At 59.1% G+C, this 13,503-nt stretch carries 8 protein-coding genes and 1 riboswitch; of the genes, 5 read left to right on the forward strand and 3 right to left on the reverse strand.

Features of this window, described 5'->3' with window-relative positions:
* Window positions 1-34 precede the first annotated feature (34 nt).
* On the forward strand, window positions 35-1,312 hold the full coding sequence (gene waaA / locus GHO03_RS04615; RefSeq protein WP_095017690.1) for a lipid IV(A) 3-deoxy-D-manno-octulosonic acid transferase: 1,278 nt from the start codon (window positions 35-37) through the stop codon (window positions 1,310-1,312).
* Here waaA and GHO03_RS04620 read toward each other — a convergent pair.
* Window positions 1,309-5,991 (reverse strand): dermonecrotic toxin domain-containing protein, encoded by a 4,683-nt coding sequence (locus GHO03_RS04620; RefSeq protein ID WP_153399284.1) that lies wholly within the window; start codon window positions 5,989-5,991, stop codon window positions 1,309-1,311. The two genes, waaA and GHO03_RS04620, sit on opposite strands and share 4 nt — an antisense overlap.
* A gap of 113 nt (window positions 5,992-6,104) precedes the next feature.
* Window positions 6,105-7,541: a TolC family outer membrane protein gene (locus GHO03_RS04625; protein WP_095000932.1), complete on the reverse strand. Its 1,437-nt coding sequence runs from the start codon at window positions 7,539-7,541 to the stop codon at window positions 6,105-6,107.
* A gap of 172 nt (window positions 7,542-7,713) precedes the next feature.
* A riboswitch (TPP riboswitch) is annotated at window positions 7,714-7,819 on the forward strand.
* A 154-nt stretch (window positions 7,820-7,973) separates the two neighbouring features.
* On the opposite strand from GHO03_RS04625, the gene thiC reads away from it, so the two are divergent.
* Both thiC and cytX read left to right on the forward strand, forming a co-directional pair.
* A complete protein-coding gene (gene thiC, locus GHO03_RS04630; protein ID WP_153399286.1) occupies window positions 7,974-9,863 on the forward strand; it encodes a phosphomethylpyrimidine synthase ThiC in 1,890 nt (629 codons plus the stop codon).
* 140 nt (window positions 9,864-10,003) lie between these two features.
* On the forward strand, window positions 10,004-11,275 hold the full coding sequence (gene cytX, locus GHO03_RS04635; RefSeq protein WP_153399288.1) for a putative hydroxymethylpyrimidine transporter CytX: 1,272 nt from the start codon (window positions 10,004-10,006) through the stop codon (window positions 11,273-11,275).
* A 105-nt stretch (window positions 11,276-11,380) separates the two neighbouring features.
* Here the strand turns inward: cytX and GHO03_RS04640 are convergent, their stop codons facing one another.
* Window positions 11,381-12,127: an RsiV family protein gene (locus tag GHO03_RS04640; protein ID WP_095000934.1), complete on the reverse strand. Its 747-nt coding sequence runs from the start codon at window positions 12,125-12,127 to the stop codon at window positions 11,381-11,383.
* A gap of 223 nt (window positions 12,128-12,350) precedes the next feature.
* On the opposite strand from GHO03_RS04640, the gene GHO03_RS04645 reads away from it, so the two are divergent.
* Together GHO03_RS04645 and GHO03_RS04650 are read left to right on the forward strand one after the other, a co-directional pair.
* Window positions 12,351-12,968, forward strand: a complete 618-nt coding sequence (locus GHO03_RS04645) for an NUDIX domain-containing protein (RefSeq protein WP_095001096.1) — start codon at window positions 12,351-12,353, stop codon at window positions 12,966-12,968.
* Window positions 12,959-13,411: a DUF1249 domain-containing protein gene (locus GHO03_RS04650; protein ID WP_095017687.1), complete on the forward strand. Its 453-nt coding sequence runs from the start codon at window positions 12,959-12,961 to the stop codon at window positions 13,409-13,411. Before GHO03_RS04645 ends, GHO03_RS04650 begins: the two co-directional genes overlap by 10 nt.
* The last annotated feature ends 92 nt before the right edge of the window (window positions 13,412-13,503 follow it).

A 13,503-nucleotide genomic window follows, 5' to 3' on the forward strand; every position in this document is an offset into this window, starting at 1 on the left:
ATCGTGAATACTTTTTCAAGTAAACTCCGCACCCATGAATAGAACTCTCTACACCTTGCTGTTTCATCTGGGGCTGCCACTGGTGGCGATTCGATTGTGGCTGCGGGCGCGCAAGGCGCCCGCTTATGCCCGGCGTATTGGTGAGCGTTTCGCCTTGAATCTGCCGACCCTGCAGCCGGGGGGGATCTGGGTGCATGCGGTCTCGGTGGGCGAGAGCATCGCTGCCGCGCCGATGATTCGTGAGCTGCTAAAACGTTACCCACAGCTGCCAATCACAGTGACGTGTATGACACCCACCGGGTCCGAGCGGATCCAGGCGCTGTTCGCGAATGAGCCGCGTATTCAGCATTGCTACCTGCCTTACGACTTGCCGTGGGCGGCCGCGCGCTTTTTGAATCGCGTGCAACCCAAACTCGCGGTCATCATGGAAACCGAGTTGTGGCCCAATCATATCCATCAGTGTGCCAAGCGCGGCATACCGGTGGCGCTCGCCAATGCCCGCTTGTCGGCACGCTCGGCCAAGGGCTATGGCCGCTTCGCCCGCCTGACCCGGCCCATGTTGGAAGAAATGAGCCTGATTGCCGTGCAGACCGAAACCGAAGCCGAGCGCTTTCGTCAATTGGGTGCACGACCTGAGTGCGTTGAGGTCACCGGCTCGATCAAGTTTGACCTGACCATCGACCCCCAGCTGCTGGTCGATGCCCGGGAGCTGCGTGAGCAGTGGCAGGCTCTGGCTCGCCCGGTATGGATTGCAGCCAGCACCCACGAGGGGGAGGACGAGATTGTGCTCGCGGCCCATCGGCAATTGCTTGGCCATTACCCCAATGCGTTGCTGATGCTGGTGCCTCGGCACCCGGAGCGCTTCAATCAGGTATTCGAGCTGTGCCAGCGCGAAGGGTTTGCCACGGTGCGCCGTTCCAGTGGCGAGCCGGTCACCGCAAGTACCCAGGTCATGCTGGGTGATACCATGGGTGAATTGCTGTTTTTGTACGCGCTGGCAGACACCGCTTTTGTGGGGGGCAGTCTGGTTCCCAATGGCGGGCACAACCTGCTGGAACCGGCGGCGCTGGCCAAACCGGTGTTGAGCGGGCCACATCTGTTCAACTTTCTGGAAATCAGCGCGATGCTGCGCGACGCCGGAGCACTGGAAGAAGTGGACGACGCCCAAGGGCTGGCGCTGGCGGTACAGCGCTTGTTCGAGTTGCCGCAAGACGCCCGGCGCATGGGCCAGGCGGGCCTTAAAGTCATGCAGCGCAATCAGGGCGCCTTGCAGCGGTTGCTCGATGGCCTGGGACGGTTGATGTCGCGCTAGTCGGCCAGTGGCAGAAACCAGCGTTCGGCCAGGTCTTTACCAATCTGGCCGCGATGCACGTTTACGATGGCAGGGGCAGTTTTAGCCTTGTCCAGCTGGACGATGTAGCTGAATTTTCGCTGCTCTTTTGTCTTCAAGTGAGCGGCCGTGTAGTTCGCTTTCGGGGTATGGGCCTCGTCATAGTGAAAATGGGCATACCACAGCGGGCTGCCCTGGCGGTCGTTGACGGCGTACTCCTGCATGTAGTCCTGCCGCTCACCGGTTAACGGGATGCGCTTGCCTAGCCCCGCTATCTGGACCTGTTTCTCATCAATCAGGTACTGCAGGTTGCCATGGGTCGGCGGCAGTTCGAAGCTCAACTTGATGCGCATCTCCCTGCCTTCCCTGATCATTTTTTGGGCAGCACTGCGCATGCTGTCGATCAGGGTCTGATCGTCCTGGGACCTTGAATCCTCGGCTTGGGTCTGCAGGGCCAAGTGCAGTTCAGTGGCCAGCTTGTCGAGCTTATTGGCTTCGCGAATGAGTTCTTCCTCGACTTCCTGCGGGTAGCGGGTACTCATGCTGTGCACTGTGGCCTTGTGCAGATGCCACTCGGACAAGGCGTAAAGTTTGCGCGTATCACCCTTGATGATATTCAGTGCCCGTGTGCGCGGTGATTCAGTACGCACGGTTTTAATCTCGATCCATTCGTCCTCGTGCTGCAAATAAGTCGACAGTAATTGCTCGTCATAGTCTGAGCGGATTTCAATGACATCACTCAGCCATTCGTTGTCTGCGGGCCGGAGTTCGCCGATCAATTTGCCCTTGCCACGGACATGAATCACTTTTTTGGAGCGACTGCCAGCGGCAGGTGGTGTGCGCTTTCCAGGTCTTTGTGCGGGGGGCTGCGGGGGCGGCTTGATCTCGGCCGCCAGTTGGCGGGTGACATCCTGATAGAGCTCTGTCAGCAACAGACGAAGTTTTTTGAAGTACTCGGGATCCAGTTCATCGGCATACATCAAGCCAATGCCTTCCAGGGCATCCAGCGCCTGGCCGTAGTTCTCCACCAGGCTGTCCAGTACCTCCAGGCGTTTGTCAGCGTCGATTTCCAGAGTATTGAGCTGGTTATGGGTGTGGGTGTGCTCATTGAGCGGGTCAATGGCGCTATCAAGGCTTTCTTCTGTGAGACTGCTTGCGGAGGGGGTGGAGCTGGCCTGTTTCAGGCAGTCGAGCTGAAAACCCTTGAGGGTCAGGCTGGTATGTCCAGCCGCAGGTATTGAACGGGCCAGTTCGGTAGCGGCAGCGATGCCCGCTTCGCCGAAGTTGTACAACTGCTCCAGATAGCCGTCTCTTTGCTCGATACGTTCTATCGTGATCTCGTTGATTGCCACCTGCTCGCGGTTTGACTGTGCATACCCCTGGGGGTCTGCCTGTACCGCGGCCTCGATATCAGCGTCCTCTGCATTGAACTGCGGCCACTTGTTGATCAGGGCTCTTTGTTCGTTTGCCGAGACAACCAGGGAGATGATCCGGTTGTCGAAGGACTTCTCCAGCATGGAAATCACGATCGTTTCGTGAAAGGGGATATCAAGCTTGCTGCGTTCCTCGGCAGTGGCCAGCAATGCCTGGTAACCGCTCAACTCCGCGTGCAGTGCGGTTTTGAGCCTCTCGCGTAAAGCGGCGAGCTGCTCGGCAGTGAAGCGTGGGTCTGCCATTGCACTTCTCAGGGCGCTGTGGGTGATATCAACGGCCTTCTGCCGCGGAGCTTCAAGGGGGTAAAAGTCAGTCAGCTGTGTTTGCAGTTCACTTTTACGCCGGGCTTTTTGCGCTTGCAGGGACGCTATGCGTCTGGAGAGGCCCCCAGCCTGTAAACGCAGGCGGGTGTCTACAAACCAATTGCCTTTACCATCCGTTCTCAGGTTCGGGCCAATGCGATTGATATCGGTGTTTGAAGAGATGGCGACATTATCTTCGCTGTCGATGTGCACGGGGTACAGCCCTTCACCGAGCAAGGCGTGCCACTTCTGATCAATTAAATAAAGCCCCTTGAACATGCCGTCGGGTATCGGAGGCGGTAAAGTTTCGGGTCGCGCCACCTTGAAACTGGCCAACAGCTCGCGTCTGCTGGCAGTCAGGCGATCGCTGGCGCTGGCGATGCCCAAGTCCAGCTCGGTGCTGCGGGCACCAGGCAACTCGCCGGGCAGGGCCACGATGCCCGTGACAATTTTGGGCGGCTCCGGCTCCGGCCAGATTTCGGCGATACGGGCCGGCGCCTGCGCTCGCAAGGCCTTGCTCATTAACCCTTCTGGAAGTGGTGTGAGTTTCTGCAGAGCCGTCTGGGACTGGTGGAACAGCAACATGCCCAGGTTAAGCAATACATCGGCGGCTGCCAGCTCGCGAGTCGCGGCGTCACTGCTGGCAAGAGCGGGGATGTCCTGGCTGGCCAGTTTCGCGACACTCAGCAAACCGCCGGTCAGCATGATGGGGGGTGGCAAGCCCGGCAGCAGCAACAGGCTGTTGAAAATCAGGCTGCCACCTTCCAGTAGCACCCCCCAGCGGCTTTCCGTATTGGACACCGAATCTGTGTTCGCCTGCTCCACCAGCGCCCTGGCATTACAGCCAAAGAGGTACTGCATCAACTGGCCGTTCTGTAGAAATTGCAGTAACTCGTCGCTGCCGTTGGTGGCCAGCCTGGCAGGACCCGGCCGTTCAATCGGAGCGAACTCACTGCCCAAACCGAAGCGCAGGTAATGTGGCTCCTTGAAGCCGCCGTTGTCGTAGATCGGACGGGCAATGTCACTCAACCAGGTCAGTACGCTGGTTTGCAGAGGCGAGGGCTCGACAATGGCGTCCAGCAGTGCGTCGCGGGTGCTGAACTCCAGCAGTGATGGCGAGTAAAAAGGCCGGTACAGCACATGTGGCCCATACTCGACGTTGGCCGGCTCGATGATAAACATGTTGCCCACAATGTCGGGCAGGGCTTCGGGGTGGCGTAGCAGGGCCAAATGACGAATGACCACTGCCAGTCCTTCGACCTGTTGCTCAGCGGCGCAGGTGTGTACCACTGCGGCCACATGGCGGGCGCCCAGCGGGGTCAGGCCATTTTGTTTTTTCAGGCTCAGTTCCAGCGCTTCCATCGGCAGTTGCACGCTGGTTTGAGTGGCGAAAAACCTTTCGCGCACCAGGGCGTCGGGTGTGTTGCTCAACAGTGCGTTTTCAAGATACTTGGGGTACACCCTGCCGATATCGACCTTTTCGATCAGCCCGCCGCGTCGGGTGATGTAGTCGGGCGTCAACCATCCTGGCAGTGGCTCCCCCAGGCGATGGCGCAGGCTGAGTGCACCTTCGGGCCGACCGATCAGATTTTTCAGGGACAGCTCGGTCAGGCTCATGGTGGTGCTCTCCACGATGCCGATGGTCCCGGGCAGGCCGGTGGCGGACAGAAAAGTCAGCTCGATATCATTGGGTGCAAACTGATCCATGCGCTCTTGCATGGGGATATCTTGCTCGAATTGTCGCTGGTCGGCGCGCATTTGCCAGTGCAACGCGTCGGCGGCATAGGTGTGGATGTCGCTGATGCCATACAGGTAGGTCTTGCCTTCGCTGGCCTGTTTGGCGGCATACAGGGCAAGGCTGTAATGGCGATAGCGTGCGATGCTGGCCGCTGACGCGTTATTCAGCCATTCGGGCAAGTGGTTTTTGACCGTTGTAAGGCTCTGCAAGGTGGCTTTGGGCGCGTCGGCAAAGTATGCCGAGGTATCCGTGATGGACCTGTAAACCCTTTGCAGTGCCTGCCAGCCTATACTGGACGGCACTTTTAGCGTGGCTGTGCGTTCAAGTTGCCGGTTCAGAATGGCGGCGGCGCTGGCATCGAAAAAATTGCCCTCCAGCTCAAATTGCTTCATGCGAATTTCTTTTACGGTGTACGAGCTGATGATTTTCCTGGCCCAGGCCTGACCCAGTGTGTCCATGCTTTTAAAGGTGAGGGTGTCGCCGTCAGCTTTGCACATCATCACCTGGTTTCGGGTGACCAGAGCAATCCTTGTATTGAGCCCGGAGTAAACCACCTCAGGATTCAGCAGGGTGGCTTCGAGCCAATAGGCGCGCACAGCGTTCTCGCCATACAGGCGGATACGCTCTTCGAGGTCGGGCGTGGTGATGACCTGGTTGATGGCAGCAAGGGCGGCCGGGTTCAGACCGGTTTGCCGAATTGCACCAATTGTCAGGGTGTCCCGCATCACATCGCTGAGCCACCGCCAGCGGCTGGTGCCGGTATCGGTTTTTTTTGTCCACCACTGGTGCAGTGCATTCTGCAGGCCGACGGGCAGGCGCCAGGGGAGTTCCTTGACCAGGCTTTCGATAACCTGCATATCCAACTCACCGTCATCGGGCTTGAGCCAGTCGGGGGCGTTATCGGTCAGGTAGTAGGGTTGTGTGTTGACGGGGCTTAAATCCAGCGTGACACCGCTACCCAGGTAATCCAGCACCCGGGGCATGAACGGCTCCAGCGACCAGCCTCCACCGGGCCTGGGCACGGCCAGGCGGGTGCGTTCGAGGCTGATTCGCAGTGAGGGATAGCGCTGTGCAATGGCCGCTGCGAGCATTTGCCGGGCGACCGTTGTGAGTGGGGGCGGGTTGGCGAACTGTGCCCGTACGGCATTTTCGGGCAGGGCGAGGGAGGGCGAGGGGACTGTAGGCATGAGCGTTCCTGTGTTGCGTTCCAGAAGGTCATACGACCGATGCCGTATTAACTTCTGGAGCGTTCAAGGAACGGTGTTAGCTGGATATGTCAGCCAATCAAATTGCGCGAAAGTCAGTTGCCCGGCGAGCGCAGATTGGCTTCGGCGGCCTTGGCCAGGTCCGGTGGCAGAAAGTCCTTGTCCGGGTTGTAGTCGGCTTTCAAATAATGTGACAGCGCTTCCAGATCCCCCGGGTTCAACGTTCCTGCAGCCTGCTTGAGGCGCAGGTTGTCGAGGATGTAGTCGTAGCGGCTGTTGTTGTAATCACGTACCGAGTTGTACAGCTGGCGCTGGGCGTCGAGCACGTCGACGATATTGCGTGTACCCACCTGGTAGCCGATTTCCGTGGCTTCCAGTGCGCTCTGGTTGGAGATGATCGACTGTTTGCGTGCCTGCACCTGTTCAACGTCGGTGTTGACCGCGCGGTGCAGGTTGCGGGTGTTTTCCACCACCTGACGGCGCAAGGCTTCACGCTGTTGTTCGGTCTGGTCCAGGCGCGAGTACGACTCGCGCACCTGGGAGCTGGTCAGCCCGCCGCTATAGATCGGGATATTCAACTGCACGCCGATGCTGCGCTGGGACACGTCGCCGCCGTAACGCTGGTTCAGGGCGTTGGGGTTGCTCAAACCGAAAGCGTCGTTGTCGCCGGTTTTGTACTGTGCCACGGCATCGAGGGTTGGCGCATGGCCAGCCTTGCGCTGCTTGAGGGTTTCTTCGGCGGCGTTTACCGCGTAATTGCTGGCCAGCAGGTTGAGGTTCTGCTGCGCGGCGGTGTCTACCCATGACTTGGCGTCATTGGGCATCGGCGGCAGGATCGGCAAGGTGTGACGCATGCCTTCAATCGCATTGTACTGGCGGTTGGTCAGGGTGATCAGCGATTCAAAAGCGTCTTCGACCTGACGCTGGGCCAGCATCCGGTTGGCCCGCGCCGTATCGTAGCTGGCCTGGGATTGCAGCACGTCAGTCTTGTCCGACAGACCCACGTCAAAGCGCTCGCGGGACTGGTCCAGCTGGCGCTTGAACGCGGCCTCTTCGGCCTTGGTCGCCGCCAGTGTGTCCTGGGCGCGCAGTACCGAGAAGTAGGCATTGGCGCTTTGCAGAATCAGGTTTTGCTCGGTGGCCGAGAGTTGCAGTGCAGCCTGTTCGTTGATCGATTCGGCGGCTTTCAACTGGAACCAGCGGTCAATCCGGAAAATCGGCTGTGCCAGCGTGGCCTGGTAGACCATCGCGCTGCGGGTGGTGGTCAACGATGGCTGGTCGATGGCCGTGCGCACGTTGCTCGACTCGGCCCCCCCTGACAGGTTGGGCAGCAAGCCGGCACGGGCCTGGGGCACCACTTCCTTTTGCGCCTCGTAACCGGCGCGGGCCGCCGCCAGGTCGGCGTTGTTGTCGACCGCTTCGTGGTAAACGCTGACCAGGCCGTTTTGGCTGGACAATGGGGCGGTGGTTTCCAGCGCCATTGCGCTGGACGCCCAAGACACGGCGATAGCCAGTGATAGTTTGCGCAGCATGAGCGATCCCTAGTTCAAGAATGCGAAAAATGAAAGCCCGAGTCCGACTCGCGGTTTCAAGAAGTAGCGAGTGTAGTAGTGGTGGCACCTTGCAACAATGCCGTTCTTGCGCCTTTTATCACGCCATTGATTGAGGGGTTGGCGTTCTGCCTCACTCTTCTCTAGACTGGGCGCGTTCTTGTCGGGGTGCCTTGCTATGAGGCTGAGATCGAATAATTTCGGATCCCGTTGAACCTGATCAGGTTAACGCCTGCGTAGGGAACAAGATTTCTCGTCTCCCGGCGAGTCCTCTTGAGTGCTGTCCGGGATTGATTGGTCAAAAAATGATCAATCATTCGAGGCCGTCACTCAGCACCCAGTCCTTGGGTGCATCCGTACATTTTTCAGGTTCTCCCTCCGACAATCCGCCTGGATGCAGTCTGGAGAGCCGTGATGAGTACAAAACCAAAAAACGCGATCAATCTCAGTGATTCGGCCAAGGTCGATGAGCAGTCGGTCAAGCCGTTTACCCGCTCGCAAAAAGTCTACGTACAGGGTTCGCGCCCGGACATTCTGGTGCCGATGCGTGAAGTCAGCCTGGATGTCACACCTACCGATTTTGGCGGTGAAGTGAACGCCCCGGTATTGATCTACGACACTTCGGGCCCGTATACCGACCCGTCGGTGCAAATTGATGTGCGCAAAGGTCTGGACGATGTGCGCTCGGCGTGGATTGACGACCGTGACGACACCGAGCGCCTGCCGGGCCTGAGCTCCAACTTTGGGCAGATGCGCCTTGAAGATGCAGAGTTGACCAAACTGCGCTTCGCCCACGTGAAGAACCCGCGTCGGGCCAAGGCCGGTGACAACGTCAGCCAGATGCACTATGCGCGTCAGGGCATCATCACCGCCGAGATGGAATACGTCGCCATCCGCGAAAACATGAAGCTGCAGGAAGCCCGCGCCGCCGGTTTGCTTGACCAGCAGCATCCGGGCCACAGCTTTGGCGCGAGCATCCCGAAAGAAATCACCGCCGAATTCGTGCGTGATGAAATCGCCCGCGGCCGCGCCATCATCCCGGCCAACATCAACCACGTTGAGCTGGAACCGATGATCATCGGTCGCAACTTCCTGGTGAAGATCAACGGCAATATCGGCAACAGTGCGCTGGGCTCTTCTATTGAAGAAGAAGTGGCCAAGCTGACCTGGGGCATTCGCTGGGGATCGGACACGGTCATGGACCTGTCCACCGGCAAGCACATTCACGAAACCCGCGAGTGGATCATCCGCAACTCGCCGGTGCCGATTGGTACGGTGCCGATTTACCAGGCGCTGGAAAAGGTCAACGGCGTGGCCGAAGACCTGACCTGGGAGCTGTTCCGCGACACCCTGATCGAGCAGGCCGAGCAGGGCGTGGACTACTTCACCATCCACGCAGGTGTGCTGCTGCGTTATGTGCCGCTGACCGCCAAGCGCGTGACCGGGATTGTGTCCCGTGGTGGTTCGATCATGGCCAAGTGGTGCCTGGCGCACCACAAAGAAAACTTCCTTTACACCCACTTCGACGAAATCTGCGAAATCATGAAAGCCTACGACGTCAGCTTCTCGCTGGGCGATGGCTTGCGTCCGGGATCGATTGCCGACGCCAATGACGCGGCGCAGTTCGGCGAGCTGGAAACCCTTGGCGAGCTGACCAAGATCGCCTGGAAGCACGACGTGCAGTGCATGATCGAAGGCCCTGGCCACGTGCCGATGCAGTTGATCAAGGAGAACATGGACAAGCAGCTGGAGTGCTGTGACGAGGCGCCGTTCTACACCCTCGGCCCGCTGACCACCGACATTGCGCCGGGTTACGACCACATCACCTCGGGCATTGGTGCGGCGATGATCGGCTGGTTCGGTTGCGCCATGCTTTGCTACGTGACGCCCAAGGAACACTTGGGCCTGCCGAACAAGGATGACGTGAAGACCGGGATCATCACCTACAAGATCGCGGCCCATGCTGCCGACCTTGCCAAGGGTCATCCAGGCGCTCAGATCCGCGACAACGCCCTGAGCAAGGCGCGTTTTGAGTTCCGTTGGGAAGATCAGTTCAACCTGGGCCTGGATCCGGACACGGCGCGCTCCTATCACGACGAAACGCTGCCCAAGGATTCGGCCAAGGTCGCGCATTTCTGCTCCATGTGCGGGCCGAAGTTCTGCTCGATGAAAATCACCCAGGAAGTTCGTATCTACGCCGCCAACCAGCGTATAGATGCCATCGACGTGGATGTGGCCAAAGGCCTTGCCGAACAGGCCGAGCGCTTCAAGCAGGAAGGCAGTCAGCTGTACAAAAAAGTGTGATGTAAGCAGTCCCCTTGTGGGAGCGGGCTTGCTCGCGATTGCAGCACCTCGGTGATTCAGCTGCACCGAGTTGATTGCATCGCGAGCAAGCCCGCTCCCACAGGTTTTTTAGGCGGTTTTCTCTTTGTGGGATTCATTCCTTGAACACACCCGGTACTTACTCTCCCGACCTTGCTGTTCCTCTGGACCGGCGTGCATTCGGTGGTCGCGATTTGTTCTCCCTGTGGTTCTCCCTCGGCATTGGCCTGATGGTGTTGCAGACCGGCGCGTTGCTTGCGCCGGGGCTGGGACTGTCGGGTTCATTGCTGGCGATTTTTCTCGGCACGCTGGTGGGCGTGTCGCTATTGGCTTCGGTCGGTGTGATTGGCAGCGATACCGGCCTTTCGTCCATGGCTGCGCTCAAGCTCAGCCTGGGCAGCCGCGGTGCCATGCTCCCGGCCATGCTCAACGTGCTGCAACTGATCGGCTGGGGCTCGTTTGAAATCATCGTGATGCGCGACGCGGCCAGCCTGCTTGGCGCCCGGGCTTTTGGCGAAGGCAGCCTGTTGAGTAACCCCCTGTTGCTGACGCTGTTGTTCGGCGCCTTGGCCACCTTGCTTGCGGTGAGCGGGCCATTGACCTTTGTGCGCAAGATTCTGCGCAAATGGGGTATCTGGTTACTGCTGGCGGCCTGTCTATGGCTGACCTGGAACCTGTTTGCCAAAGCCGATCTGCCAGCGCTGTGGGCGCAAAAAGGCGATGGTTCGCTGCCGTTCGCAGTGGGTTTTGACATTGCCATTGCCATGCCGCTGTCGTGGTTGCCGCTGATTGCGGATTACTCACGCTTCGGCAAGCGTGCACAAAACGTGTTCGGCGGCACGGCCTTGGGCTTCTTTATCGGTAACTTCTGGCTGATGAGCCTGGGCGTGGCTTACACCCTGGCATTCGCCCCGAGTGGTGAAGTGAATGCGCTGCTGTTGGCGCTGGCAGGGGCCGGGCTGGGGATTCCGCTGCTGCTGATTTTGCTCGATGAGTCGGAAAACGCATTTGCCGATATTCACTCGGCGGCGGTGTCAGGCGGGATTCTGTTGCGTTTGAAAGTCGAGCATCTGGCCCTGGCCATCGGCGTGGTCTGCACCTTGATCGCCTGCTTTGCGCCGCTGGCGCAGTACCAGAACTTTCTGTTGCTGATTGGTTCGGTGTTCGCGCCATTGTTCGGCGTGGTGCTGGTGGATCACTTTATCCTGCGCCAGCGCAGTGCCCGGGTTGCGCCTGAGTTGTGGCGCTGGCCGACGCTGCTGGCCTGGCTGGGCGGGGTGCTGACCTATCACCTGCCGGCGAACGTGCTGCCGGATGTAGGCGCAACATTGCCCGCGTTGTTGCTGGCCGGCGGGTTGCAGTGGCTGTTGGGGCGCGGGTCAAAAACGGCCTAGCACACTGTGGGAGCGGGCTTGCTCGCGATGCTGGCGACGCGGTTTTCAAGTGAGACCGTATCGATCCCATCGCGAGCTAGCCCGCTGCCACAGGGGCGGTTGGCGTTACCCGCGACCCGGAAACCACTCTGGCTTTAAAATCCCGTTCAAACGCGAGTACGGAATCTTCAACTCAACATGGCCCTCAGAGTACGGCGCAATGCTGTACACGTCGTACTTGAGCACTACGTTGTCTTTGAGCAGCGCCACATGCGGGGTTTTCTCGAACGGCCAGTTTTTCACGAACTCCGGATCGCTGCCGTAATGGCTGCTGATCAGCCAGTTGTTGTGAGCCACTTTGGCTGCACCCCAGAAAGCCTGTTCCTGACCCGGCAGCAGCATGTCCTGCAGGGTCACGTCCTTTTGCTGTGAGCGCGAGTAGTTGATAAAGCCGCGGCCCGGCATGCCATGGGCGCCCCCGGTATCCAGGTAGCTGGAAAGCTCGACAATCACCAGACCGTCATGCTGCTCGCGTACCTTGGCCTGCAAATAAGTGCTGTTACGGCTGTCGGCCGTACGCAGGAAGTGTTCGCGATAGGCGTTGAGCGAGGGCGCCAGTTTGTCCTCAGGCGAATTGACGGTCATTCGCAACAGGCGATTTTCGATCAGCGCATCGAGCTTGGGGGCGTCGGGAAAATGCAGTGTATCGATGTTCACCAGCGGGCAATCCTGGCCGGTGCAGCCTGCCTTGACTTGCTCAGAAGCGTCATTGGCAAACGCCAACGGCTTTTGCACCGCAGGCTGGAACACGCTTTGGCAAGCGCCCAGGGTCAGGGCGATGCAAGTCATGGAAGCAAACTTTAAAAGCGACATGGTCGTCCTTCATCGTCGGAAGAGTGGGGGAGTGATGGTGGTTCGACTGCCAGCATGGGCATCGGTTCGCCACTAAGCTTATGTAGAGCCAATTAGAGTTGTTTTGCAGGCGATCCGTCTATCCCCGTGTTAGAAAAGAGGCTGCATCCGCAGTCTCTGGCGCGTTAGGATGCGCGATGCCGAGGGTCCGCCCACGGTGAAATTCGCCAGCAAGGGGTTTGTAATGACTGACATCACCAAGGCCAGGCCAAGCACCGTCGAGATCGTAAAGCGCGAGAACGGTTATCAGGGTTTTTACAAGCTTGATCGGGTGCATCTGCGACACGAACTCTTTGCCGGAGGCATGAGTCGCGAGATCAGTCGTGAGGTGTTTGTACGACATGATGCAGTCTGTGTGCTGCCCTACGACCCGCAGCGTGATGAAGTGGTACTGATCGAACAGTTCCGCGTCGGCGCCCTGGGCAAGACTGACACGCCCTGGCTGATCGAGCTGGTTGCCGGGCTGATCGACAAGGCTGAAGTGCCCGAGGAAGTGGCTCACCGTGAAGGTGAAGAAGAGGCCGGGCTGACGTTCTCGTCGTTGTGGCCGATCACTCGCTACTTCCCGTCGCCGGGGGGCAGCACCGAGTTTGTTCATCTCTATCTCGGGCGTTGCAGCACTGAGGGCGTCGGGGGCTTGCATGGTCTGGAGGAAGAGGCAGAAGATATTCGTGTAACGGTATGGGCGTACGAAGATGCGCTGCAAGCAGTACGTGATGGGCGTATTTCCAATGCAGCGAGCATTATTGCCCTGCAATGGCTGGCGCTTAATCGCGCTGAAGTGAGGGGGTTATGGTCGTAAATGGGGTTCGCGATCGTTATCGGGTCGATCTGATCGGGCTGCAGGCCGCTTGCGAGGCCAACTATGCGCGTCTGATGCGTTTGTTGCCCGAAATGCGCGAGCAACCCGGCCCGCGCCAGATTGCCGTGACCCAGGGCGATCAGATGCTGGGCGTGCTGACGCTGGAGGTGATCCTCGATTGCCCGTACACCAGCACCCTGCGTGTCAGCCAGGAGCACAGCTTGCCGTGGTTGCCGGTGCCTCAATTGCAGGTGCAGGTGTATCACGATGCGCGCATGGCCGAAGTGGTCGCGGCCGAGCATGCGCGGCGCTTTCGCAGCATTTATCCCTACCCCAATATCGCCATGCACCAGCCCGACGAAAAGGCCCAGCTCAATGTGTTTTTGGGTGAGTGGCTAAGTCATTGCCTGGCCTGTGGCCATGAGTACGCAGATGTGCGCTGAAATCCTGGCAAGCGCACCAAAAAACTGGCCTCTGGATCAAGGCGCTTACTCCCATAATGGCCATACTCAATGGCATAATCGCGCCATTCACT

It is taken from the genome of Pseudomonas sp. FSL R10-1339, from assembly GCF_009600545.1.
Taxonomy (GTDB): Bacteria; Pseudomonadota; Gammaproteobacteria; order Pseudomonadales; family Pseudomonadaceae; genus Aquipseudomonas; species Aquipseudomonas bubulae.

What these genes read in the sequence shown, in the direction of transcription:
- GHO03_RS04625 (WP_095000932.1), bottom strand. Translation starts at nt 7,541, where the DNA reads ATGCTGCGCAAACTATCACTGGCTATCGCCGTGTCTTGGGCGTCCAGC.
- GHO03_RS04640 (WP_095000934.1), bottom strand. Translation starts at nt 12,127, where the DNA reads ATGTCGCTTTTAAAGTTTGCTTCCATGACTTGCATCGCCCTGACCCTG.
- waaA (WP_095017690.1), top strand. Translation starts at nt 35, where the DNA reads ATGAATAGAACTCTCTACACCTTGCTGTTTCATCTGGGGCTGCCACTG.
- GHO03_RS04645 (WP_095001096.1), top strand. Translation starts at nt 12,351, where the DNA reads ATGACTGACATCACCAAGGCCAGGCCAAGCACCGTCGAGATCGTAAAG.
- GHO03_RS04620 (WP_153399284.1), bottom strand. Translation starts at nt 5,991, where the DNA reads ATGCCTACAGTCCCCTCGCCCTCCCTCGCCCTGCCCGAAAATGCCGTA.
- GHO03_RS04650 (WP_095017687.1), top strand. Translation starts at nt 12,959, where the DNA reads ATGGTCGTAAATGGGGTTCGCGATCGTTATCGGGTCGATCTGATCGGG.
- thiC (WP_153399286.1), top strand. Translation starts at nt 7,974, where the DNA reads ATGAGTACAAAACCAAAAAACGCGATCAATCTCAGTGATTCGGCCAAG.